At 70.4% G+C, this 21,938-nt stretch carries 23 protein-coding genes; 12 read left to right on the top strand and 11 right to left on the bottom strand.

Features of this window, described 5'->3' with window-relative positions:
• Positions 1-27 precede the first annotated feature (27 nt).
• The 7 genes from H8B22_RS08255 to H8B22_RS08225 form a co-directional block, all read right to left on the bottom strand.
• Complete coding sequence (locus H8B22_RS08255) at positions 28-1,053, bottom strand: AAA family ATPase (RefSeq protein ID WP_187710972.1); 1,026 nt, start codon at positions 1,051-1,053, stop codon at positions 28-30.
• A complete protein-coding gene (locus H8B22_RS08250; RefSeq protein ID WP_225876166.1) occupies positions 1,050-2,288 on the bottom strand; it encodes a DUF4350 domain-containing protein in 1,239 nt (412 codons plus the stop codon). Before H8B22_RS08250 ends, H8B22_RS08255 begins: the two co-directional genes overlap by 4 nt.
• Positions 2,285-3,862 (bottom strand): DUF4129 domain-containing protein, encoded by a 1,578-nt coding sequence (locus H8B22_RS08245; protein WP_187710971.1) that lies wholly within the window; start codon positions 3,860-3,862, stop codon positions 2,285-2,287. The genes H8B22_RS08250 and H8B22_RS08245 overlap by 4 nt, the downstream gene beginning before the upstream one ends.
• A complete protein-coding gene (locus H8B22_RS08240) occupies positions 3,859-4,887 on the bottom strand; it encodes a stage II sporulation protein M (RefSeq protein ID WP_187710970.1) in 1,029 nt (342 codons plus the stop codon). Before H8B22_RS08240 ends, H8B22_RS08245 begins: the two co-directional genes overlap by 4 nt.
• A gap of 147 nt (positions 4,888-5,034) precedes the next feature.
• The gene (locus H8B22_RS08235) at positions 5,035-5,769 is read right to left on the bottom strand and encodes an RDD family protein (protein ID WP_187710969.1); all 735 of its coding nucleotides are present in this window, start codon (positions 5,767-5,769) and stop codon (positions 5,035-5,037) included.
• A gap of 45 nt (positions 5,770-5,814) precedes the next feature.
• The gene (locus tag H8B22_RS08230) at positions 5,815-6,315 is read right to left on the bottom strand and encodes an RDD family protein (protein WP_187710968.1); all 501 of its coding nucleotides are present in this window, start codon (positions 6,313-6,315) and stop codon (positions 5,815-5,817) included.
• A gap of 84 nt (positions 6,316-6,399) precedes the next feature.
• Positions 6,400-6,945, bottom strand: coding sequence for a gamma carbonic anhydrase family protein (locus tag H8B22_RS08225; RefSeq protein WP_187710967.1), 546 nt, complete (start codon positions 6,943-6,945; stop codon positions 6,400-6,402).
• A gap of 75 nt (positions 6,946-7,020) precedes the next feature.
• Here H8B22_RS08225 and xth point away from each other — a divergent pair, with 75 nt between their 5' ends.
• Positions 7,021-7,791 carry an exodeoxyribonuclease III gene (gene xth / locus H8B22_RS08220; RefSeq protein WP_187710966.1) on the top strand — a complete coding sequence of 257 codons (771 nt, stop codon included), beginning with the start codon at positions 7,021-7,023 and terminating at the stop codon, positions 7,789-7,791.
• Between the two features lie 104 nt (positions 7,792-7,895).
• Here xth and H8B22_RS08215 read toward each other — a convergent pair whose 3' ends face one another.
• On the bottom strand, positions 7,896-8,168 hold the full coding sequence (locus tag H8B22_RS08215) for a GlsB/YeaQ/YmgE family stress response membrane protein (protein WP_187710965.1): 273 nt from the start codon (positions 8,166-8,168) through the stop codon (positions 7,896-7,898).
• Between the two features lie 193 nt (positions 8,169-8,361).
• On the bottom strand, positions 8,362-9,744 hold the full coding sequence (locus H8B22_RS08210) for an AMP-binding protein (protein WP_187710964.1): 1,383 nt from the start codon (positions 9,742-9,744) through the stop codon (positions 8,362-8,364).
• A gap of 95 nt (positions 9,745-9,839) precedes the next feature.
• Between H8B22_RS08210 and H8B22_RS08205 the strand changes: the two genes are divergently transcribed.
• The 5 genes from H8B22_RS08205 (at position 9,840) to H8B22_RS08185 (ending at position 13,541) form a co-directional block, all read left to right on the top strand.
• Positions 9,840-10,448: a 4'-phosphopantetheinyl transferase family protein gene (locus tag H8B22_RS08205; RefSeq protein WP_187710963.1), complete on the top strand. Its 609-nt coding sequence runs from the start codon at positions 9,840-9,842 to the stop codon at positions 10,446-10,448.
• A 46-nt stretch (positions 10,449-10,494) separates the two neighbouring features.
• Positions 10,495-11,154 carry a 16S rRNA (guanine(527)-N(7))-methyltransferase RsmG gene (gene rsmG, locus H8B22_RS08200; protein WP_187710962.1) on the top strand — a complete coding sequence of 220 codons (660 nt, stop codon included), beginning with the start codon at positions 10,495-10,497 and terminating at the stop codon, positions 11,152-11,154.
• Between the two features lie 259 nt (positions 11,155-11,413).
• Entirely contained in the window at positions 11,414-12,220 is an 807-nt protein-coding gene (locus H8B22_RS08195; RefSeq protein WP_187710961.1) for a ParA family protein, read from the top strand.
• On the top strand, positions 12,217-13,125 hold the full coding sequence (locus tag H8B22_RS08190) for a ParB/RepB/Spo0J family partition protein (protein WP_187710960.1): 909 nt from the start codon (positions 12,217-12,219) through the stop codon (positions 13,123-13,125). The genes H8B22_RS08195 and H8B22_RS08190 overlap by 4 nt, the downstream gene beginning before the upstream one ends.
• An 80-nt stretch (positions 13,126-13,205) precedes the next feature.
• Entirely contained in the window at positions 13,206-13,541 is a 336-nt protein-coding gene (locus tag H8B22_RS08185; RefSeq protein WP_187710959.1) for an antibiotic biosynthesis monooxygenase family protein, read from the top strand.
• A 79-nt stretch (positions 13,542-13,620) separates the two neighbouring features.
• On the opposite strand, the gene H8B22_RS08180 is transcribed toward H8B22_RS08185, so the two are convergent.
• Entirely contained in the window at positions 13,621-14,226 is a 606-nt protein-coding gene (locus tag H8B22_RS08180; RefSeq protein ID WP_187710958.1) for a response regulator transcription factor, read from the bottom strand.
• Positions 14,227-14,234: 8 nt separating this feature from the next.
• Positions 14,235-15,710 carry an ATP-binding protein gene (locus H8B22_RS08175; protein ID WP_187710957.1) on the bottom strand — a complete coding sequence of 492 codons (1,476 nt, stop codon included), beginning with the start codon at positions 15,708-15,710 and terminating at the stop codon, positions 14,235-14,237.
• Between the two features lie 233 nt (positions 15,711-15,943).
• On the opposite strand from H8B22_RS08175, the gene H8B22_RS08170 reads away from it, so the two are divergent.
• From H8B22_RS08170 to H8B22_RS08145, 6 genes are read left to right on the top strand one after another with little or no spacing between them, the layout of a single operon-like run.
• Positions 15,944-16,294 carry a response regulator transcription factor gene (locus tag H8B22_RS08170; RefSeq protein ID WP_187710956.1) on the top strand — a complete coding sequence of 117 codons (351 nt, stop codon included), beginning with the start codon at positions 15,944-15,946 and terminating at the stop codon, positions 16,292-16,294.
• A 19-nt stretch (positions 16,295-16,313) separates the two neighbouring features.
• Complete coding sequence (locus tag H8B22_RS08165; RefSeq protein ID WP_187710955.1) at positions 16,314-16,925, top strand: DUF3302 domain-containing protein; 612 nt, start codon at positions 16,314-16,316, stop codon at positions 16,923-16,925.
• A gap of 3 nt (positions 16,926-16,928) precedes the next feature.
• Complete coding sequence (locus H8B22_RS08160) at positions 16,929-18,110, top strand: HlyD family secretion protein (RefSeq protein WP_187710954.1); 1,182 nt, start codon at positions 16,929-16,931, stop codon at positions 18,108-18,110.
• An 8-nt stretch (positions 18,111-18,118) separates the two neighbouring features.
• Positions 18,119-19,570, top strand: coding sequence for an efflux transporter outer membrane subunit (locus H8B22_RS08155; protein ID WP_187710953.1), 1,452 nt, complete (start codon positions 18,119-18,121; stop codon positions 19,568-19,570).
• A 40-nt stretch (positions 19,571-19,610) separates the two neighbouring features.
• A complete protein-coding gene (locus H8B22_RS08150; RefSeq protein ID WP_225876164.1) occupies positions 19,611-20,183 on the top strand; it encodes a DUF305 domain-containing protein in 573 nt (190 codons plus the stop codon).
• Entirely contained in the window at positions 20,180-21,658 is a 1,479-nt protein-coding gene (locus H8B22_RS08145; protein ID WP_187710952.1) for a YncE family protein, read from the top strand. The genes H8B22_RS08150 and H8B22_RS08145 overlap by 4 nt, the downstream gene beginning before the upstream one ends.
• Positions 21,659-21,938: the final 280 nt, after the last annotated feature.

Here is a 21,938-nt window from a genome sequence, read left to right as displayed (position 1 = left end):
CCCGGGCGACGGGATCACGACGGGGACTCATTGCCGCGGGGCTTCCACCTTGGACAGCAGCGCGTGCAGCACGTCGTCAGGCTCCTGGCCTTCGATCAGCAGCTCCGGCGCCAGCGCGATGCGGTGGCGCAGCGCCGGTTTGGCGATCTCGCGCACATCGTCGGGGGTGACGAAATCGCGGCCCGACAGCACCGCCTGCGCGCGCGCCGCGCGCACCAGCGCCAGGCTGCCACGAGGCCCGGCGCCGAGCGCGATGCCGGCCCAGTCGCGCGTCGCGGCCACGATCCGCACCGCGTAATCGATCACCGCATCGTCGACGGTGACCTGCGCGGTGCCCAGCTGCATCGCCACGATCTCTTCCGGCCCGACCACGCGCCGGATCTGCGACAGGTCGAAGTCGGAGGCCATGCGCCCCTGGCTCACCGCGACGACCATCTTCTTCTCGTCGGCACGCGAGGGATACCCGATCAGCACCTTGAGCAGGAAGCGGTCGAGCTGCGCTTCCGGCAGCGGGTAGGTGCCTTCCTGCTCGACCGGGTTCTGCGTGGCCAGGGTCAGGAACGGCGGCGGCAGCTCGAAGCTGTGGCCTTCGATCGTCACCTGCAGTTCCTGCATCGCCTCGAGCAGCGCCGACTGCGTCTTCGCCGGTGCGCGGTTGATCTCGTCGGCGAGCAACAGGTTGGTGAATACCGGGCCGCGGCGGATGTTGAAGGTCTCGGTCTTCGGGTCGTACACGGCGTGGCCGCTGATGTCCGACGGCATCAGGTCGGGGGTGAACTGCACGCGGGCGTAGCCGCAATCCAGCGCGCGGGCCAGCGCGCGCACCAGCAGCGTCTTGCCCAGCCCGGGCACGCCTTCGATCAGCACGTGGCCGCCGGCGAGCAGGGCGATCAGCACCTGGTCGAGCGCTTCGGCCTGGCCGATGAAGGCCTTGCCGACCTCGGCGCGGATGGCGGCAGCGCGCTGCGCCAGCGCGGCGCCGGTGAGCGGAACGATGGCGCGCGACGAGGCGACGTGGTCCGGCGCCAGCGGTGGGATCAACGTGTCACTCATAGTCGGTTTCTCAGTCGGATCAGGGTGGCGATGCGGGTGCGGAAGGCGGTGTGGTCGTTCGCGAACGGTGGCAGCAGCGCGTCGCGGATCTCGGCCGCCGGCACGTCGGTGAAGCGCGCGGCCAGCAGCATCAGCTGCGGTTCGCCCTGCAGCGCGGCGGCCTGCGGATCGCGGCGGCGCAGGCGCGCCAGGAACGCGTTGCGCGCGGCGTCGTAAAGCAGGTGCGCATAACCGTAGCGGTACGCGAGTTCGCCGCTGGCGGTGATGTGCTCGAGCAGCGAGCGGCGTTCGAGCACGGGCGTGGCCAGCTGCGGGCCGAAGCGCTGCATCCGCCGCCACAGCCACGCCAGCAACGCGAGCAGCAGCGGGCCCCATGCCATCCAGCTGTGGCGCGCCAGCGTCGCCCACAGCGACGGCATCTGCGCGGCGTAGACCAGGTGCACGGTGCCGGCGCGGTAGTTGGGTTCAAGCACGCGGTGCGCGAGCGGGAAGCTGGCGTTGCGGTCGAGCGCGTCGCTGCCGAGGAAGTCGAGCTCGGCGAGCACGTCGACGCTGCCGGCACCGCGGTGGATGCGGGCGAAGACATAGCCGTGCTGCAGATCGCCCCAACTGTGCTGCGGATTGGCGCCGACCAGGGTGAAGCGACGTGCGCCGCAGAACAGTACGCCGCGGCCTTCGTCGTTGCCGCCTTCATCGCTGCGATCGTCGCCCACGGTGGCGGTGCCCTCGGCCACCGGCGCGCCCAGCCCCCCCACTTCGGCGCAACCGCTTTCGCGGTCGCTGCCCATCGGCAGCAGCTGCAGTTCGGCGAACAGCGGCACCGGCGCATTCTTCGCCAGTAACCCATGCGGCGGCGTGCGCACGATGAGGTGGCCGCCGCCATCGACCCAGCGCAGCAAGGCATCGACCTCGTCGCTGCGCAGCGTGCGTGGATCGTTGTAGAGCACCACCGTATCGCGCGCGGCCAGCGGCACGGTTTCGCCACGCGCGCCGTCGGCAAGCAGCTGCAGGCGCCGGCGCGAATGCACGCGGACGCCGTCGCGCTCCAGCGCCACCTGCAGGGCGAACAGCGGGTTGCGCCGCGCCTCGCCGATGCGCGGCATGTCCACTTCGCGCGGCACGCGCTCGTGGGTGTGCAGCCACCACGCCGTCAAGCCGGCGAGCAGGACCACGCCCAGCAGCGTGAGCAGCACGGTGCGCAGCACGTTCGGGCGAACGCTCGCCTGCGCGTTCATGCGGCGACTCCCGGGCGTGCCCAGGCGAAGCGCTGCGACAACTGCGCCAGCAGTTCCTCGAATTCCTCGCCCGCCGGCAGGCCATGTGCGTACGCGGCGAGCTGCCACACGCGCACCACGCGCGCGAACGCCTCACGGTCCGCTTCCGCGGGCAACTGGCGCGAGGCGCGCAGGGTCTGCGCCTCGGTCGCGCCGGGCACCAGCACCACCTGCGCACGCCGGGTCATGGCGTCGACGCTGGCGCGGTACAGCAGCGCCAGCGCGTCGCGTTCGCGCCCGGCCTGCCACAGGCGGCGCGCGGCGGTGGGGATGTCATCGGGCAACGGCGCTTCTTCGGGTTGCACCTCGCGGCGCACCTCGGCGTCGTCGGACCCCTTGCGCCGCGCGGGATCGCGCACCCAGCGCAACCAGCGCGGCGCGGTCAGCAGCAGCGCCAGCACCAGCGCCGCCACCACGATCCACAAGCCGTATTCGCCGATCGTCGCGAACCACTCGCCGAAACGGGACAAGGCCTGCGGATCGCGCTCGTCCTGCTCGTCTTCCTTGTCCGGATCCTTCGGCACCCACTGCATGACGGTGCGCTTCGGGCTCACCCGCGGGTCCTCATAGGCGCGCTTGACCGCCTGCCGCCAGCCGGCGTCGTCGACGGCCTGCGGGCCGAACACCTCGTCCAGCGTCGAACCCGTGCGCGGCCGCACCGGCTGTACCTGCGGCGCAGTCGGAGTCGCAGCGCCGGCGAACGGCTCGTCGTCCTGCGCGCGCGCCGACGGCACCGCGCCCAGGCACAGCGCGCACAGCACCAGCAGCGGCGCCACCGCCTGGGTCAGGCGCCGCCGCAGCCGGCGCAGCACCATCTCGATGTCCCAGGCCTCGATCTCGGTGCGGCGGTTGAGGTACAGGCCGAAACCGGCGCCGACGTAGAACGGTTCCAGCACGCTGGTCGCGGTCCAGAACAGCACGTTCTCCACCGCCTGCACCCAGTCCTGCTGCGACTCGAACACGTTCCACATCCGCGCCGCGGTTTCCTGCAGCAGATCGTTGGGCGCGAACAGCATCACGGTGAAGACGATGCCGAGCAGCAACGCCATCTCGAAGTGCGCGAACACCAGCAGCACCAGCGAACCCACGCCGTACACCGGCGACCCCAGCGCGCGGCGACGCGCGCGCGCCTCCTCGCCGCTGCCGCCTTCGAGCAGGTCGATCGGCAGGTACACCGCGCGCACCGGACTGAGGCGGCGCCAGGTCAGGTATGCCGGCAGCCAGCGCCGGCCAAAGCGCCACTGCGCGCGCACCGTCTCGCGCACCGGCGGCACGTGGCCGAACACCGCGCGCGACAGCACGTACAGCGGGATGCGGTCGAACAGCGGCTTCAACCACCACATCAGCACGCCCGCCAGCCACACCTCGCCGATCGCCCAGCACAGCGCGTTGAGCAGCAGCAGGCACGGCAGCGACAACAGCAGCCACGGCTTCCACACCGCACCGGCGTGGCGGCGCACCAGCGCGGTGCCGAGTTCGACCGCTTCCCACGCGGTGCGCGGGCGCAGGGCCACGGTGAGGTCTTCGATCCTCATGCGCCCAGCCCCGGCGCGAGGCCGTCATCGGCGTACAGGCGGTTGCGCCCGCCCGCGAACAGCCAGACCAGCACCGCCAGCCACAGCGCCGCGGCGACCGAATACTTGATCCATGCCGGCATCCAGCCGATCGAGGACCAGAACGCCTCGATGAACGCGGCGACCACCAGCATCACCAGCACGCCGACGCAGAGCAGTCCGCCGCGGCGGCCGCCCTCCACCAGCGCATCGATGCGGTGGCGCTGGCCCGGCGCGATCAGGTTGAGTCCCAGGCGCAGCCCGGCGCCGCCGGCAATGACTATCGCGGTGAGTTCGAACGCGGCGTGGCCGCAGACGAAGCGCCAGAACGGATCGCCGTGGCCCACCGCCTGCAGGTGCCCGGCGACGCCGCCGATGATCAGGCCGTTGCTCAGCAGCACGAGGATGGTGCCGAGGCCGGCGACCAGGCCGCTGGCGAAGGTGCGGAAGCCGATGCTGATGTTGTTCCAGATGTAGTGGCCGAACATCGCCAGGTCGGTGCCGTTGTCGCGGCCGAGGTCGCGCGATGGATCGGCCGGGTCGTACATTTGCTCGAAGCCGGCGAGCTGCACCGGGTCGAACAGCGCGCTCGACAGGTCCGGCTGAAGCTGTATTGCGACGAAGATCGCCACCAGCGGCACGGCGAACAGCGCCAGCGCGGCGAGCATCACGCCCGCCTCGGCGCGCACCAGCCGCGGAAAGCCGGCGAGCAGGAATTCCACCGCGCGCCGCCAGCGCGGCGGCGGCGTGCGGTAGAGCACGCCATGGCCGCGCTGCATCAGCTGCTGCAGGCGATCGGTGACCACCGGGCTGTAGCCGCGGCGGCGCGCGAGCGCGAGCTGCTGGCACAGGCGGCGGTAGCGTTCGGGCATCGCGTGGTCGGGCAGGCCGTGCCACTCGCGCCGGTGCGCGCGCGCCTTGCGCGCGTTGCCGGCGCGCGCATCGAGCCACTGCTCGAGCGCGGTCCATTCGGCCTGGTGGCGCTGGACGAAAGTCTCCTGCCTCATGGCACCCGCCTCATGCCCGTCGCCCCGACGTCGTAGCCCGGGTAAAGCCAAAGGCCGCACCCGGGATGGGCTCCCACGCCGTCGTGTGCCCCGGGTGCGCCGCGCTTACCCGGGCTACGCATTGGTGAGCGTGAGCGCGATGCGAACTCATCGCCGCCCCAGCAGCCAGTTGGCGACGCCGTACAGGCGCGCGACCGCCAGCGTGCCGCGCGCCTGCACCAGCGGTTCGGCGAGGTCGGCGAGTTCGGCCTGGCGCTCCTGCGTCAGCTGCGGGCCGCGTTCGGCGAAGGCGACCAGCGCGGCCTGTTCGTGCGGCAGCAGTGCCACCGCCGGCGCCAGCGCGACACCGACCGGCGCGGCCTGTGGTTCGTGCTGGCGCGCGTCGTGCACGACCAGCGTGCCGGCGACCATGTCGCCCAACCGGCGCCCCCACGGATCGGCGAGGCTGGCGACCAGTCCGGCGGCGTAGCCGAACGGCAGCATGTCCACCGTGCGCAACAGGTTGCGGATGAAGGCGGCGAGCCAGCCGACCGGCGCGCCGTTGGCGGCGATCACGCGCAGGCCGAGCGCGCGCTTGCCGGGCGTGCGGCCGTGGTCGAGCACCTCGAACAGCACCGGATAGAACCAGAACACCACGAACATCACGATCAGGTAGGGCCCGTAGCCGGCGACGCCGAGCAGAGCCACCACCATGCTCACGATCGACAGCACCACCATGCGGATGGCCAGGTCGATCGCCCATGCCAGCGCGCGCGGCACCGGCCCGGCCGCGGGCAGGTGCAGGGCCACGCCTTCGGGCGTGACCACTTCGCGGTAGGTGTCCAGCACGGCGGCGGACCGGCTGTTCGGCGACGGAGCGTGCGCCGATACGTTGTTCGCCATCGTCGTGTTGCTCAAGCGCGCGCCACCCCGGCCACTGCCACCACGTCAGGCGGCGACCACGATGGTGTCGGCGAGCATGTCGTGCAGGCAGCGCTGCTCGTTGCCGAAGATGCACAGCAGGTCAGGCAGCACGAAGAACGGACCGAGGAAGAAACCGAGCAGCCACGGCACGAACATGCGCAGGGCGAAGAGCCGGCCGAAATCGACGTCGCTGCCGTCGGTGCGGACGATGCGGATGGCGAGCCAACGCTTGCCCACGGTCTGGCCGTTGTCGCCCAGCAGCATCAGGTTGTAGATGAACAGGCACGCCATCGCCAGGAAACCCACGGCCACGGTCACGCCGATCAGGCTGCGCGCCTGCGCCATGCCGGCGAGCAGCACGGGAATGAAACAGGCGACGTACAGCGCGCGGTCGATGATCGCGGCGACCAGGCGTTCACCGCGCCCGGCCAGCGGCGCGTGGCGCGCGGCTGTGGGCAGCGGCGGCGGCATGGCCACGGTGACCGGCGCCCCCGGCGCCGCATACGGATTGACGTTCACTTCCATGCCCAACGCGTTCCCCCACTCCCCGACGCCGACTGTAAAGCGCGCGCACGACCGCCACAACCGCCATCGCCGCGGGCTGCAGCGTCAGGCCGCGGGCAGGCCGAGGTAGTGGTTTTTCAGGCGCACGTAATGCTGCGCGGAGTAGTACAGCGCCTGGATTTCCGCATCGCTGAGCATGCGCACCTTCTTCGCCGGATTGCCCAGCCACAGCTCGCCTTCGCCCACCACCTTGCCCGGCGCGACCAGCGCGCCGGCGCCGACGAAGCCGTGCTTCTTCACCACCGCGCCGTCGAGCACGATCGCGCCCATGCCGATCAGCACCGCGTCCTCGATGCGGCAGGCGTGGATGATCGCCTTGTGGCCGATGGTCACGTCCGCGCCGATCACCGTGGCGAAGCCGCCGAGCTTGGCGTGCGGGCCGTCGTGGCTGACGTGGACGACGGTGCCGTCCTGGATGTTGGTACGCGCGCCGACGCGGATGAAGTTGACGTCGCCGCGCACGATCGTGCCCGGCCAGATCGAGACGTCGTCGCCGAGGACCACGTCGCCGATCACGGTCGCGGCCGGATCGATGTAGCTGCGTTCGCCGAGGACCGGGGTCTTGTCGAGGTAGGGGCGGACGATGTTCATGCGTGCAGTTTACTGCCCACTCCCCTTCGCTACGCGAAAGGGAGGGAGAAAATCGGGCGCGTTACACTCCCGCCCATGAAAATCGCCAGCTGGAACGTCAACTCGCTCAACGTCCGCCTGCCGCACCTGCAGCAGTGGCTGCAGGACTTCGGCCCCGACGTCGTCGCCCTGCAGGAAACCAAGCTCGAGGACAGCAAATTCCCCGACGCCGCGCTGGCCGAACTGGGCTACCGCAGCGTGTTCTGCGGGCAGAAGACCTACAACGGCGTGGCCCTGGTCAGCCGCCTGCCCTTCACCAGCGAATGCGTCACCGCGATCCCCGGTTTCGACGACCCGCAGAAGCGCGTGCTCGCCGCCACCGTGGGCGACGTGCGCATCGTCGACCTGTACGTGGTCAACGGCGAAGCGGTCGGCAGCGAGAAGTTCGCCTACAAGCTGCGCTGGCTGGAGGCGGTGCGCGAATGGCTGCGCGAGGAACTGCGCCAGCACCCGAACCTGGTCGTGCTCGGCGATTTCAACATCGCCCCGGACGACCGCGACGTGCACGACCCCAAGCGCTGGCGCGAGAAGATCCTGTGCTCGACGCCCGAGCGCGACGCGCTGCGCGACCTGCTCGACCTCGGCCTGCACGACAGTTTCCGCCTGTTCAACGACCAGGCCGGGCAGCACAGCTGGTGGGATTACCGACTCAACGCCTTCGAACGCGGCTGGGGCCTGCGCATCGACCTGGTGCTGCTGAGCGAGGCGCTACGCGCCCGCGCCGTCGCCGCCGGCATCGACACCGCCCCGCGCACGCGCGAACGCCCGAGCGACCACACGCCGGTGTGGGTGGAGATCGGGCCGTAACCGGATGAGCTTCCCTCTCCCCGTCGCTGCGCGACAGGGAGAAGGCAATAGCAAAAACAAAGGCCCGGATGACCGGGCCTTTGTTTTTCGCGCCGGCGTGCGCTTCAGCGCACGCTTCCGCGCCGGAACAGGTTGATGATCGCCAGCAGCACGATCGCGCCGACCAGCGACAACAGCAGGCTGGTCAGGTTGAACACGCCGTCGTTGATGTCCGTGCCGCCGATGCCGAGCAGGCTGCCGATCCAGCCGCCGAGGAAGGCGCCGACGATGCCGACGACGATATTGAGGAACAGGCCCTGCTGGGCATCCGTCTTCATGACCATGCTCGCCAGCCAGCCGATGATGCCGCCTACGATCAGCCAAACAATGAAACCCATCATGTGCGTCTCTCCTTCCAGCTGCGCGTGGAATAGCCGTGGAATCCGCGCCTGAAGGACGCCGTGATTCCGCTCCCGCTCGGGGGCAGTGAAAGTCTGGGCGTGGATGCGTGATGGCGATGTCAGAGATGCGCCGCGGCGCGCGCACCATGAAGACGGCGTCAAGAAGACGCGCGCCGCAGCGTGATGCGCGTCAGCCCGCGCCCTGCAGCACTGCGGCGAGCGCCGCGCGCGGCAGCTTGCCGGTCTCGTTGCGCGGCAGCGCGTCGACCAGGCGCAGCGGCCGCGGCAGGAACACCGCGTCGATGTGCGCGCGCAGCGCCGCCAGCACGTCGGCCTCGCTGGTGCCGAGCGCGACCACCGCCAGCGCGGCGATGCGCGCCACGCCGGTGCGCGGGCACGGATCGAGCTGGAACATGGCGCCGTCGCGCACGCCCGGCACCGCCAGCAGGCGCCGGCTGAGGTCGCCCAGCGAGGCGCGCTTGCCGGCGATCTCGATCAGGTCGGCGTTGCGGCCGCGCAGTTCGAAGCGGCCGTCGGCGTGCACCTCGACCAGGTCGGCCAGCACCACCGCCTGCGCCAGGTGCGCGGCCTGCACCGCGGTGCCGTCGGGTTGCGGCAACAGCAGCACGCCCGGCAACGGCGTCCACGCGTCCTCGCGCGCGGTGCGGCGGCGCGCGATCACGCAGGTTTCGGTCGAACCGAACAGTTCGCGCACTTCGCTGCCGAAGCGCGCTTCCGCCGCCTGCGCCAGTTCGCGCGACAGCGGCGCGGTCGCCGAGACGATGCCGCGCAGGACGGGCAGCTGCGCATCGGATTCGACCAGCGCGCGCAGGTGCACCGGCGTGGTCACCAGCAGCGGCGGTTGCGGCGCGTCGTGCAGGGCGCGGGCGATGTCGGCGGGGAAGAACGGCTTCGCCGCGTGCACCGCGACCGGCCCCAGCAACGGCAGCAGCACCGACATCTCCATGCCGTACATGTGCTGCGGCGGCACGGTGGCGACCAGCGGCGTCACGCCGCGGTGGTCGAGCAGGTCGTCGAGCGCGGCGAGGTTCTGCGCGGTGCTGGCGCGGAGCGAGGCCCAGGTCTTGGGGTTGGGCTTGGGGCGGCCGGTGCTGCCGGAGGTGTAGCCGATCGCCACCAGCAGCTCGTCGGGCAGGCGCAGCGGCTCGCCGTCGAGGTGCGGCAGTGCCGCCGGCAGGCGCCAGCAGCGCTGCGTCGCGGCGACGACCGGCGCATCGCCGTAGCCGGGCGCGTCGCACAGCGCGTAGCTGTCGGCATGCTGCGCCAGCATCTCCGCGACCACGGCGGGGGCGCGCGACGGCGGCAGCAGCGTGGTCTGGCCGCGCAGCGCGGCGGCGCACAGCGCGACCACGAAACGGTAGCGGTCCTCGCACAGGTTCAGGGCGTAGCGCGCCTCGGGCAGGCGTCCGGCGACGCCGCGCACTTCGCGCACGAAGCAGCCCAGGTCGATGGCCTGCGTGGCGTCGAAGGCGAACAGGCGCGCCAGGGCGCCCGCCGTCAGCGGGACTTCGTGCTGCGGTGGCCTGGCGATGGACTGGATGACTGCGGACATGCGTTCCGAACCTGCGTTCCGGCGCGACCCCTACCGTCCTGGGCCGCTTTCCCCTTGCGGTATGTTACCGGCACCCGCGTCGACACCCCGTGCCCATGGCGTTTTCCGCCGCCGAAACTGCCAATCCGATCCACGGCCCGGTGCGCTGGAGCTGGCATGCGCACGCGCACGGCACCCCCACCGACCCGATCGCGAAGGCCTGGCTGGCCGCCGCACTGGCGGTGCCGGCGGACGCGCTCAACCTGCAGCGCGAACCGCGCGGCCGCCCGCGCCTGGGCCCGCCGCAGCAGGCTTACGACTGCAGCTGGAGCCACAGTGGCGACGGCCTGCTGATCGCGCTGGGCCACCGCGTCGAACTGGGCGTCGACTGCGAACGCATGCGCCCGCGACCCCGCGCGCTGGAGCTGGCGCGGCGCTATTTCACCGCGCCCGAACAGGACTGGCTCGCGGCCTTCGCGCCGGGCGAGGCCCGCGACCGCGCCTTCCTGCGCCTGTGGTGCGCGAAGGAAGCCGTGCTCAAGGCGCACGGCCACGGCCTGTCCTTCGGCCTGGAAAAGCTGCGCTTCGCCGATACCGGCGCGGCGCTCACCCTGGTCGAATGCGCCCCCGGGCTGGGCCTGGCCACGGACTGGTCGCTGCACGAATTCGCCCCGGCGCCGGACTACGTGGCCGCACTCGCCTGGCGCGATCCGCCGCCGCGTTGAGCGTGCGCGCGGGCCGGGCCGGCCGTTCGCGTTCATAATTTCGCCGATGAGCCAGCACGCCTCCCTGCCCGATTCCCTGCGCCCCGGCCTCGAAGCCGGCCTGCGCGCGCTCGCCCTCGACCCCGCCTACGCCACGCCCCTGCTCGCCTACCTGGCCCTGCTGGCGCGCTGGAACCAGACCTACAACCTCACCGCGGTGCGCGATCCGCAGGAGATGGTCGGCAAGCACCTGCTCGACTCGCTGGCCATGCATCCCTTCGTCGATGCCCTCGCCGCGCGTGGCGGCAGCCTCGCCGACCTCGGCACCGGCCCCGGCCTGCCGGGCATCCCGCTGGCCATCGTCAAGCCGGGACTGAAGGTCACCCTGGTCGAGAGCAACGGCAAGAAGGCGCGCTTCCTGCGCGAAGCGGTGCGCCAGCTCGGCCTCAAGGACGTGCGCGTGGCCGAGGCGCGGATCGAGGCGGTGGCTGAGCCCGGCGCCTTTGATGCCATCACCGCGCGCGCACTGGCGACCCTGCCGCTGATCCTCGAACTGGGTGGCCACCTGCTCAAGCCCGACGGCACCCTGCTGGCGATGAAGGGGGTGTACCCGGCCGAGGAGATCGCCGCGCTGCCCGCCGGCTGGACCGTGGCCGCCAGCCACCCGTTGCGCGTGCCCGGCGTCACCGGCGAACGCCACCTGATCGACATCCGCCGCAGCGCGTAGGGCGGGCTCCCGCTCGCCATCGACCGGGCACGGGCCCCACCGCGCGCACCGTTCCCCGGACTGTGCGCCCGATCCCGCCGCGCCCCCGCCATTTGCGCAACGCTGGCACGCGTCACACCACCGTCGGCGCTGTGCCGCCCGCAAGAGCGGTCCCAACGCCGACGGTCATCGCCGCCGCCCCACGGCGCGCGATAACGCATAATCCCCGGTCCGGGCCGTTTTCCGGCCATCCACCGCAAGTCCCGAGGCAACGAGCCGCATGGCCCGCATCATCGCTGTCGCCAACCAGAAAGGCGGGGTCGGCAAGACCACCACCGCCGTGAACCTGGCCGCCGCCCTGGCCAAGACGCCCAAGCGCGTGCTGCTGGTCGACCTCGACCCGCAGGGCAACGCGACCATGGGCAGCGGCATCGACAAGCGCGAGATCGAGGACACGATCTGCGACGTGCTGCTGGGCGAAGCCGACGCGGCCAAGATCCTCAAGCGCACCGCCGAGGACTTCGACCTGCTGCCGGCCAACATCGAGCTGACCGCGGCCGAAATCAGCCTGATGAACGAAGCCGGGCGCGAGCAGCGCCTGAAGACCGCGCTCGCGCCGCTGCGCGTGCACTACGACTACATCCTGATCGACTGCCCGCCGGCGCTGTCGCTGCTCACGCTCAACGCGCTGACCGCAGCCGACTCGATCATCGTGCCCATGCAGTGCGAGTACTACGCGCTGGAAGGCATCAGCGCCCTGATCGACACCATCGATGCGCTCAAGGCCAAGCTCAACCCGGCGCTGGAGATCGAAGGCGTGCTGCGCACCATGTTCGACGTGCGCAACAACCTCGCCAACGCGGTCTCGGCCGAACTCACCCGCCACTTCGGTGACCGCGTGTTCCGCACCATCGTGCCGCGCAACGTGCGCCTGGCCGAGGCGCCCAGCCACGGCCAGAGCATCGTCGGCTACGACAAGGCCAGCCGCGGCGGCATCGCCTACATGGGCCTGGCCGGCGAAGTGCTGCGCCGCGGGCGCGAGCGCGACCAGGCCGCGAAGTCGGCCGCCAAGGAGGCCGCGGCATGAGCACGGCGAAGAAGCGCGGCCTGGGCCGCGGCCTGGAAGCCCTGCTCGGCCCGAAGGCCGCCGCCGAAGCCCCCGCGCTGACCGAAGCGCAACCCGGCGAGGCCCTGCGCACGCTGCCGATCGACGCGCTCACCCCGGGCAAGTACCAGCCGCGCCGCACCATGGACCAGGGCAAGCTCGGCGAGCTGGCCGATTCGATCAAGGCGCAGGGCGTGATCCAGCCCATCGTCGTGCGCGACTTGGGCGGCAAGTCCTACGAGATCATCGCCGGCGAACGCCGCTGGCGCGCCTCGCAGCTGGCCGGGCTGCCGGAAGTGCCGGTGGTGATCCGCGAAGTCGACGACCGCACCGTGGTCGCGATGGCGCTGATCGAGAACATCCAGCGCGAGGACCTCAACCCGCTGGAAGAAGCGATCGCGCTGCAGCGCCTGATCGACGAATTCGACCTCACCCACGCCCAGGCCGCCGACGCGGTCGGCCGTTCGCGCGCCGCGGTGTCCAACCTGCTGCGCCTGCTGGAACTGCCGGTCGACATCCGCGTGCTGCTGGAAACCAAGGCCCTGGAAATGGGCCACGCACGCGCCCTGCTGACGCTGGCGCCGCAGGCGGCGATCGCGCTGGCGCGCCAGGCTGCGGAAAACGGCTGGTCGGTGCGCGAAGTCGAACACCGCGCGCAGCTGCTCGCCGCCGGCAAGGTCGCGACCAGCCCCAACGGCAAGGCCAAGGCGGCCAAGCCCAAGCCGCAGGCCGACATCGCCGCGCTGGAACGCGAACTGTCCGAATCGCTGAGCACCCAGGTCAGCATCCTGCACGGCCGCGCCGGCAAGGGCCGCCTGGTGATCCACTACAGCGACCTGGATTCGCTGGACGGCGTGCTGGAGCGGTTGCGCGCCAAGGCGGAGTAAGCGGCCTGGCGTCACGACACTCCCCACCTGGCGGGAGCAGGCCGAAACGGGCGTCAGCCGGCTGACTGGATTTCGCGCACATGACCGATCTGCCGTCCACCTTCTGCGCCCTTTACCGCTGGCGCTTGCATCCCGGTTCGGAAGATTCCTTCGTGCAGGCGTGGTCGCGTGTCACCCAACTGTTGCGCGCCGAGCGCGGCTCGCTGGGGTCGCGCCTGCATCGTGGTCCGGACGACATCTGGTACAGCTACACGCAGTGGCCGTCCGCGGAAGCAAAGGCCGAGGGCCTGGCCCGGCCGTCGGTGGACCCGGAAGCCTGGCAACAGATGCGAGCGGCCATCGCAGAGAGCCTGCCCGAGCTGATCCTCGAGCCGATCTGCGATCACCTCGCGCCGCTGCCCCGGCACGACGCCTGACCGTTCATTCGAGTCGACGCCGCTTCGCGGCCTGGGTCAGCGGATTCGTTCGCGCGTTACCGCAGGTGCTTCGCGCTGGCTAGCGATGCCCGGCGCGCTCGAGGAAATGCAGCAGTTCCACCGGCGAGCGCACACCCAGCTTGTGCATGACGCGCGAGCGATGGACCTTGATGGTCTTTTCCGCCACGCCGAGGTCCGCGGCGATCTGCTTGTTGAGCCGGCCGGTGAGCAGGTAGGGCACGAGTTCGCGCTCGCGCGGCGTGAGCGTGTCCAACAGCGCCTGCGCGCGCTGCCGCTCCGTGGTGCCGAGGTGCGCGGCCGCATCGCGGGCCACGCCGCGTTGCACCGCTTCCAGCAACGCGTCGGCGTCGACCGGCTTGGTCAGGAAATCCACCGCGCCCGCCTTCATCGCGCGCACGCTGCTGGGGATGTCGCCGTGGCCGGTGAGGAAGACCACCGGGCAATCGATGCCGCGGTCCTGCAACAACGCCTGCAGTTCCAGCCCGGTCATGCCGGGCATGGCGATGTCGAGCACGATGCAGCCCGGCCGCGCGGGATCGTAGGCGGCGAGGAAGTCCTGCGTGGACGGGCTCGGCGAGACCCGGAAGCCCTCGCTCGCGAGCAGCCGCTGCAGTGCCTTGAGCACGTCCGGATCGTCATCCACCAGGTACACGACAGGGTCCATGCAGTCAGTCACTCCTGGCGCGGCAGGTCGAAGCACAGGCGTGCGCCGCGTGGCGCGGCGTTCTCGGCCCAGATGCGGCCGCCGTGCGCCTGCACGATGGTCCGGCACACCACCAGTCCCAGGCCCATGCCCGTGGCCTTGGTGGTTTCGAACGGCACGAAGATGCGCTCGATCATTCCCTCGGGAATGCCGCTGCCGATGTCGGTGACCTCGGTGAGCACGCCACCCGGCGACGGCGAGGTGCGGACCTGCACCACCCGTTCGCCCGCCACGTCCTGCATCGCATCGCAGGCGTTGATGACGAGGTTGAGCAGCACCTGCTGCAGCTGGATGCGATCGCCCAGGCAGGACGGCAGGCCGGGCGCGAGGTCCAGGTGCACGGTCACGCGTCGCTCGACCAGTTCGCTGCGCATCAGCCGCATGCAGTCCTGCACCACTTCGTTGATGGCCAGCGGCGCGTGTTCGCTGGTCTCCTTGCGCAGGAAACCGCGCATGCGCACGATCACCTGGCCGGCGCGGCGATCGTTCTCGATGATGTCGGCGAGGATCTCCTGCACTTCGCTGACGTCGGACGGATCGCGGCGCAACATCCGCTGCGCCGCCTGCGCGTTGCTGAGGATCGCCGCCAGCGGCTGGTTGAGTTCGTGCGCCAGCGATCCGGACAACTCGCCCAGCATGGTCACGCGCGACAGGTGCGCGAGGCATTCGCGTTCGGTCGCCACTTCCTGTTCCGAGCGCAGCCGGCGCACTTCGCTTTCCTGCAGGCGCAACGCCAGACGGTGCGCGCGCAGCAGCTCGCCGACCAGGCGATAGCTGGTCGCGACCACCACCAGGACGAAGCCGGGCGCGGCGACCAGCGGCAGCCGCGGCAGCCCCAACGCCATCTGCGCCGCCGACGCCACCATGACCACGACCAGCAGGAACCAGCTGCCGCCGACGATCAGCGCCGCATTGCGCGCCGGGTTCGGCTGGTGCCGCGCGCGCCACAGGGTCTGGCCGATGTACAGCAGCAGCAGCGCGTTGCTGGCCTGCGCGACGACGATCCACGGATTGGCCACGCCGAGCGGATGCGCGATCGGCGCGCCCCACCACGTGGCGTGGACGATGCCGTCGACGGAGAGGAAGTTGAGGTTGTCGCCGACGCCGAAGTTGATCGCCAGCGCCAGCACCCGCAGCGCCGCCGCGGCGATCGCGAGGCGGACGGAGCCGTAACCGAACCAGTGGTGCAGCACGTACAGCAGCGACAGCACCATGCCCGCGATGCCCACGTGCATCCAGCGCAGCAGCAGCGCCATGTGCTGCGGCGACTGTGCCCGGTAGGTCGACAGCTCCAGCAGCGCGAGCGCGCCGATGGACACGGCGGCCAGGGCGAAGGCGAGGTGCACGCGCTGCGCGGGCTGCGTCGCCCACACCAGCACATGCGCGAAGCCGACCAGCAGGCTGGCACTGGCGAGCATCGGCCAGACGAGGTCGATCCAGGTCATCGGTTTGCGGCGGCCTCCTTTGCGGCGGCCGTTTTAACATGCCGCCTCGCACGCCGGAGGACTCCCGCGTGAATGCAGGGGCCAGCCGCCGGGCCGTGCGCCCGCGCGGCCTGCGACCGACCGCGCCGTCGATCCGCGTTCGCGAGTAATGTAGGCCCAAGGGCCAATAGCCGGACCACGGCCTCGCCGCTAGCGTAGCGGCGATGCAAAGGAGGTCGCCCATCGTTGCCGTCGTGGACGACGAAGAAGACGTCAGGCACGCCCTGCGCCGTCTGCTTCGTTCCGCCGGATTCGACGTGCTCGTCTACGGATCGGGCCGCGAATTCCTGCGCCACGCCGCGGGCGGCGCGCCGGATTGCGTGGTGCTCGACCTGCACATGCACGGCGAGAGCGGCTTCGATGTCCAGCACGCCCTGGCCGAAGCGCAGCTGCCGATCCCCGTCGTGGTGCTGACCGGTTGCGACACCCGGGCGAACCGGGCGCGTGCCCTCGCCAACGGCGCCAGTGCCTACCTCACCAAGCCGGTCGACGCCGAGCTGTTGATCGATGCCATCGTCGCCGCCATGCGCGACCGTCATGCCTAGGAGTTGCGGAACCCAGCCCATGAAACCGACCGTCCATCCGACCCCGCGCCCCACCCTGCCGCTGCGCGCGTGGAGCCTCCTGCTGCTGGCCTGCGCCGCGGCCTTGCCGCCGCCGGCACACGCATCGCTGCTGAGCGGCGATGCGCTCGACACCGCGGCCAACGTCATCTCCTGGTTCGCGCTGCTGATCGTGCCGGTGGTGCTGATCACCGTGTTCTGGATGGTGCACATCCTGCCGGAGAAGATCGCGGAGAAACGCCGCCATCCGCAGCTGGCCGCGATCAAGACGCTGTGCCTGCTGTCGCTGTTCTTCGGCGGCCTGCTGTGGCCGATCGCCTGGTTGTGGGCCTACACCAAGCCGGTGTTGCACAAGATGGCCTACGGCACCGACGTCGACGACCACGAAGAACACGGCGAGGCGCTGACGCCGCTGCACGACGCGGGCATCGAGCGCCACCACCACGAGCACGCCGCGGTCGCCGCACCGGCCACCGCACCCGCGCGCGACGCCCGCCAGGACGAAGTCGACGCGCTCCAGCGCCGCATCCAGTCGCTGGAAATGGCGCTGGCGATGGCCACCGGCCCGGCGCGCGCCGGCGATGCAAAAGACCCCGGCAAGGCCGGAGAGTGATCCATGGAAATCATCCTGCTCCTGATCTATTCGTTCTTCGTGTGGCTGATCTTCTTCAAGTTCAAATGGCTGCCGTGGAATTTCGTCACCCAGATCATCGTGGTCTCGCTGCCGGTGTTCGCCCTGACCGCGATGATCCTGATCCTCAACGTGGTCGCGCCCTCGTCCTCCGACGTGCGCATCGTCAACTACGTCGTGCAGGTGGTGCCGCGCGTGGCCGGTCGCGTGATCGACGTGCCGGTCGAAGCCAATCGCCCGGTGAAGAAGGGCGAGGTGCTGTTCCGCATCGACCCGGTGCCGTTCCAGCAGGAACTCGCCGCGCTGGAAGCGAAGCTGCCGGAACTCTCCGCCAAGCTCGACAGCGCGCAGGCCTACCAGCGCGAGCTCAATGAGCAGCTGAAGTCGGCGCGCTCGGCACGCGAAGCGGTGAGCTCGCGCCTGGCCCTGGCCGAACGCCGCGAGAAGCAGACCGGCGAACTGGCGCAGACCGGCGCCGGCCCGAAGTTCGACCACGAACAGGCGCAGACTGAAGCGGCGAGCCTGCGCTCCGAACTCGCGTCCTCCTCGGCGCAGATGGCGCAGGTGCAGCAGAAGCTGTCGGCGCGCACGCGCAGCGGCGACCTGTCCGAAGTGGCGCAGGCACGCGCCGCGGTGGAGCAACTGAAGGCGCAGATCGTGCAGGCGCGCTGGCAGCTCGACCAGACGACGGTGCGCGCGCCCTCCGACGGCACCGTCATCAACCTGCAGCTGCGCGAGGGCTCCTATGCCGCGAACCTGCCGCTGACCCCGGTGATGAGCTTCGTCGAACGCGAGCAGTGGGTGTTGGCGATGTACCGGCAGAACGAACTGGGCAACGTCGAACCCGGCAACGAAGCGGAGATCGCGCTGAAGACCCATCCGAACCGGATCATCAAGTGCGAGGTCGACTCGATCATCTGGGCCACCGGCACCGGGCAGATGCCGATCAGCGGCATGGTCCCGCAGTCGGGCGCGCAGCCGATCCCGGAAGGACGCATCGCGGTGCGCCTGCGTCCCACCGGCAAGGACAAGGAGGCATTCCTCGCCATGGGCGCGCAGGGCCAGGGCGCGATCTACACCGAACACGGCCACCTGCTTCACATGATCCGCAAGGTGATGATCCGCGTCAGTTCGAAGCTCGACTGGCTCGTCCTCAAACTGCACTGAGTCCCGCCATGTCCGTCGCTCTCCGCCCCCGTCTTCCGCTTGCACTGCGCGCACTCGCGGCCTGCCTGCTCACTTCGCTGGTGGGTTGCGCGGTGCTGCCCGAACCCACCGGCGCGCAGGTGCAGGCGCAGGCGCTCGGCCACACCGCCATTCCGCCCAACTGGTCGGCCGCCGCGAGCGCGGCGCAGGTCGACGCAGGCTGGCTGGCGAGCTTCAACGATCCGGTGCTCACCCAGCTCGTGCACGAAGCGCTGGCCAACAATCCCGATCTGTTGATCGCCGCCGCGCGCCTGGAACAGGCCAACGCGCAGGTCGACATCGCCCAGGCCCAGCTCAAGCCCAGCATCGGCCTGCTCGGTCGCGCCGGCTCCAAGCCGGTGGCGGACATGGTGCCGCTGCTGAGCGGCGCGATGCTGCGCCTGTCGTGGGAAATCGACCTGTGGGGCCGCCTGCGCTACGGCCGCAACGCCGCGATCGCCGCGCGCGATGCGAGCAGCGCGGACTACCGCTACGCGCAACAATCATTGGCGGCATCGGTGGCGCGGGCGTGGTTCGTCGCCAGCGAGGCCCGGCAGCAACAGGCGCTGGCCGGCGAGATGGTGCAGTCGGCGCAGGCGCTGCTGCAGCTGGCCGAGGACCGCCGGCGCATCGGCGCGAGCGGCGACAGCGACGTGATCGCCGCGCGCGCCAGCCTCAACGGTTATCAGGACGCGCAGCAGCAGGTCGAACTCGCCCACCGCCAGGCCCTGCGCGCACTGGAACTGCTGCTGGGGCGTTACCCCGGCGCCAACCTCGCCGCATCCGCCACGCTCACGCCACTGCCCGCGCCGGTGCCGGCCGGCATCCCGATGGACGTGCTCAACCGTCGCCCGGACATGATCGCCGCCGAGCGCCGCGTCGCCGCCGCCTTCGACAAGGTCGGCGAAGCCAAGGCGGCGATGCTGCCAACGCTGTCGCTGTCGGCGGGCTACGGCCGGCTCAGCAACGAAGTGCTGGAAACGCGCAATGGCCTCGAACGCACCGTGTCCAGCATCACCGGCACCGTCGCCGCGCCGCTGTACAGCGGTGGCGCGCTCACGGGACAGGTGGCGCTGCGCACCGCCGAACAGAAGGCCGCCGTCGCCGACTACGCGCGCCGCGCGCTGGTCGCGCTCGGCGAGGTCGAGGACGCGCTCACCGCCGAACGCATCCTCGGCGAACGCCAGCGCATCCTCGAGGAAGCCGCCGCGTCCAGCCGCGAGGCCCTGCGCCTGGAACAGACCGCCTACCGCGTCGGCAAGTCCGACCTGCGCGCGGTCAACCAGCGCCAGCTCGCGACCCGCGCTGCGGACGTCGCCCTGCTCACGGTGCAGCGCGAACGCCTGAGCCGTCGCGTCGACCTACACCTGGCACTGGGCGGGAGTTTCGACGCGGCGCCGGCCGCGACCGCAACGGAAGACGCGGCTTCACCCTCGCCTTGATCGCTCGCGCGGCGCCACGCACTCGACACCGTTCGATCCGGTGCGTGCGCTGGCGCCGGCCGCAGCGAATTTTCACAACCGCCGGAAGCACCACGGGAATCGACACGACCTTCCCGTGCCCTTCCTTGCAAACGACGCAATGGACTCCCCGATGCAACCCCGCTTGTCCCATGCCGCCCTGCTCGCCGCATGCCTGTTCCTCTTCACCCCGCCGGGATGCGCCACAACGCCCCTGCAGGAAGATGCCGCGCCACAACCGGCGGCATCGGCGTTCCTGGCCGAAAACGCGGCGGCGATGGAACGCATGATGGTCGCGATGGACGTGTCGCCCACCGGCGATGTCGATCGCGATTTCGTCGCGATGATGGTGCCGCACCACCAGGGCGCCATCGACATGGCCCGCGCCGTGTTGCGTTACGGCAAGAACGAACAGATCCGCCGTCTCGCGCAGGAAATCATCGTGACCCAGCAACAGGAGATCGCCGCCATGCAGCTGGCGATCGATGCGCCGTTGCCCGCGCCAGCGCCTGCGCAATTGCCGGCACCCACTCCCGCGCCCGCGCCGCCCGCGAACGCCGGCCCCCATCACCGTCAGCATTCGGCCAAACGATGAACAACCGGTTCCTGCAGTTCACCCTTCTCGCTGCATCGCTCGGCGCTTTCGGCACAGCGTGTGCTGGACAAGTGCCGCTCGCCGCCAACGTGAAGAACATCCCGATCAGCCACCGCGACCGCGTCTACGCGGCCGAGCAGTTCTCCAACACGGTTTCGGTGACCGACCCGGCGAGCAACAAACTGCTCGGCGTGATCCGGCTGGGCGATCCGCAGCCCGGCAACCTCAGTCCCTTGTACAAGGGGCAGGTGCTCGTGCACGGACTCGGCTTCTCCCCCGACGGAAAGACCCTCGCCGCCGTGTCGATCGGCAGCAACTCGGTCAGCTTCATCGACACGGCCAGCAACACGGTCAAGCACGTGACCTATCTCGGCCGCTCGCCGCACGAAGCCTTCTTCACGCCGGACGGGCGCGAGGTGTGGGTCACCGTGCGCGGTGAAGACTACGTCGCCGTACTGGACGCACAGACCTTCGAGGAAACGACCCGCATCCAGGTTCCGGCGGGGCCGGGGATGCAGATCTTCTCCCCCGATGGGCAATACGCGTATGTCTGCTCGTCGTTCAACCCCGAAACCGTCGTCATATCGCTCGCCACCCACGACATCGTCGGCCGGGTCCGGCAGGAGAGCGCGTTCTGCCCCGACATCGCCGCCACGCCCGACGGCAAGCAGGTATGGCTGACCCTGAAGGACATCGGCAAGGTCATGGTGTTCGAAGCGCGCCCGCCCTTCGCGGTACTGAAGACGATCGACACCGGCCCCATCACCAACCACGTCAATTTCGCCTACACCCGCAAGGGCGGTTTCGCCTACGTCACCGTCGGCGGGTTGCACCAGGTCAAGGTGTTCCGCACCGACAATTTCCAGCCGGTCGCCACCGTTCCGGTGGGCACGCTGCCGCACGGCCTCTGGCCGTCCGGTGACGGCCGCCGCATGTACGTCGGCCTGGAGAACGCCGACGCGCTCGCGGTCATCGACACCGCCACCCATCGCGTCGTCGCGAACGTGCCGGTGGGACAGGCCCCGCAGGCCGTGGTCTACGTACCGAACGCGATTGCCGCCGACAGCGCCACCGATGGCGCGGCCGGACTGCAACCTTTGGGCACGGGCGCGTTGACCACCGAACTGACGCTGCGCGCCAACGTCGCCGCAGGTCCGGCACCCACCAGCGTGACGCTCTTCGAGCAGGGCCTGACCCAGATGCTGCAGGCGTCCGTCACCGGGCTCGAACCGAAGCAAGCCTACGTGCTCGCGCTCTCCACCCACGCCGATGGCAGCGGTGCGTTGCAGCCGCTGGCCGCGTTCAAGACGAACCCGCGCGGCTCCGCCATCGTCAACGCGGTCGGCCCGATCCGGCAGCTGGTGCGCGAGGGTGACGTCGCCTCACGGCGTTACCTGGTCATCGCGCCCGGAACCAGCGAACAGCCCGGAACGCCGGTGCAGGTGCAGGCACCCGCGGCTTCACCATCACCTTGATGCGTCGTGCTGGTCCGTTTCATTGCGACGCCTAACGGCCAGAAGCGGCCATTCGTAAGTCACGTGCACGCGCAACCGCGAGTCGCTGTTGCACAAGGCCGTTTCGATCCGCGGCCGTAGACGAACGCGGAGGCCGGCCTGGTTCGCGCCCGATGACGAGTCCTATCTGCCTGCAGCCTCCACTCAACCCGCTGCAGCCCCCAGTCGTCACTCCCTGGGCTTCAGGAACCCGCGACCAAAGGATGATGGCACCACGCATCGCGGGGCCTGGTCATGAAGT

Origin of the sequence: Lysobacter terrestris, from assembly GCF_014489475.1 — a bacterium.
GTDB classification, from domain to species: domain Bacteria; phylum Pseudomonadota; class Gammaproteobacteria; order Xanthomonadales; family Xanthomonadaceae; genus Agrilutibacter; species Agrilutibacter terrestris.
Note: the sequence above shows the minus strand (reverse complement) of the source record. Positions and strands in the feature narration are given on the sequence as shown.

Excerpts from the sequence above, each read along its gene's own strand:
- H8B22_RS08255 (WP_187710972.1), bottom strand. The coding sequence starts at position 1,053 with ATGAGTGACACGTTGATCCCACCGCTGGCGCCGGACCACGTCGCCTCG.
- H8B22_RS08250 (WP_225876166.1), bottom strand. The coding sequence starts at position 2,288 with ATGAACGCGCAGGCGAGCGTTCGCCCGAACGTGCTGCGCACCGTGCTG.
- H8B22_RS08245 (WP_187710971.1), bottom strand. The coding sequence starts at position 3,862 with ATGAGGATCGAAGACCTCACCGTGGCCCTGCGCCCGCGCACCGCGTGG.
- H8B22_RS08240 (WP_187710970.1), bottom strand. The coding sequence starts at position 4,887 with ATGAGGCAGGAGACTTTCGTCCAGCGCCACCAGGCCGAATGGACCGCG.
- H8B22_RS08235 (WP_187710969.1), bottom strand. The coding sequence starts at position 5,769 with ATGGCGAACAACGTATCGGCGCACGCTCCGTCGCCGAACAGCCGGTCC.
- H8B22_RS08230 (WP_187710968.1), bottom strand. The coding sequence starts at position 6,315 with ATGGAAGTGAACGTCAATCCGTATGCGGCGCCGGGGGCGCCGGTCACC.
- H8B22_RS08225 (WP_187710967.1), bottom strand. The coding sequence starts at position 6,945 with ATGAACATCGTCCGCCCCTACCTCGACAAGACCCCGGTCCTCGGCGAA.
- xth (WP_187710966.1), top strand. The coding sequence starts at position 7,021 with ATGAAAATCGCCAGCTGGAACGTCAACTCGCTCAACGTCCGCCTGCCG.
- H8B22_RS08215 (WP_187710965.1), bottom strand. The coding sequence starts at position 8,168 with ATGGGTTTCATTGTTTGGCTGATCGTAGGCGGCATCATCGGCTGGCTG.
- H8B22_RS08210 (WP_187710964.1), bottom strand. The coding sequence starts at position 9,744 with ATGTCCGCAGTCATCCAGTCCATCGCCAGGCCACCGCAGCACGAAGTC.
- H8B22_RS08205 (WP_187710963.1), top strand. The coding sequence starts at position 9,840 with ATGGCGTTTTCCGCCGCCGAAACTGCCAATCCGATCCACGGCCCGGTG.
- rsmG (WP_187710962.1), top strand. The coding sequence starts at position 10,495 with ATGAGCCAGCACGCCTCCCTGCCCGATTCCCTGCGCCCCGGCCTCGAA.
- H8B22_RS08195 (WP_187710961.1), top strand. The coding sequence starts at position 11,414 with ATGGCCCGCATCATCGCTGTCGCCAACCAGAAAGGCGGGGTCGGCAAG.
- H8B22_RS08190 (WP_187710960.1), top strand. The coding sequence starts at position 12,217 with ATGAGCACGGCGAAGAAGCGCGGCCTGGGCCGCGGCCTGGAAGCCCTG.
- H8B22_RS08185 (WP_187710959.1), top strand. The coding sequence starts at position 13,206 with ATGACCGATCTGCCGTCCACCTTCTGCGCCCTTTACCGCTGGCGCTTG.
- H8B22_RS08180 (WP_187710958.1), bottom strand. The coding sequence starts at position 14,226 with ATGGACCCTGTCGTGTACCTGGTGGATGACGATCCGGACGTGCTCAAG.
- H8B22_RS08175 (WP_187710957.1), bottom strand. The coding sequence starts at position 15,710 with ATGACCTGGATCGACCTCGTCTGGCCGATGCTCGCCAGTGCCAGCCTG.
- H8B22_RS08165 (WP_187710955.1), top strand. The coding sequence starts at position 16,314 with ATGAAACCGACCGTCCATCCGACCCCGCGCCCCACCCTGCCGCTGCGC.
- H8B22_RS08160 (WP_187710954.1), top strand. The coding sequence starts at position 16,929 with ATGGAAATCATCCTGCTCCTGATCTATTCGTTCTTCGTGTGGCTGATC.
- H8B22_RS08155 (WP_187710953.1), top strand. The coding sequence starts at position 18,119 with ATGTCCGTCGCTCTCCGCCCCCGTCTTCCGCTTGCACTGCGCGCACTC.
- H8B22_RS08145 (WP_187710952.1), top strand. The coding sequence starts at position 20,180 with ATGAACAACCGGTTCCTGCAGTTCACCCTTCTCGCTGCATCGCTCGGC.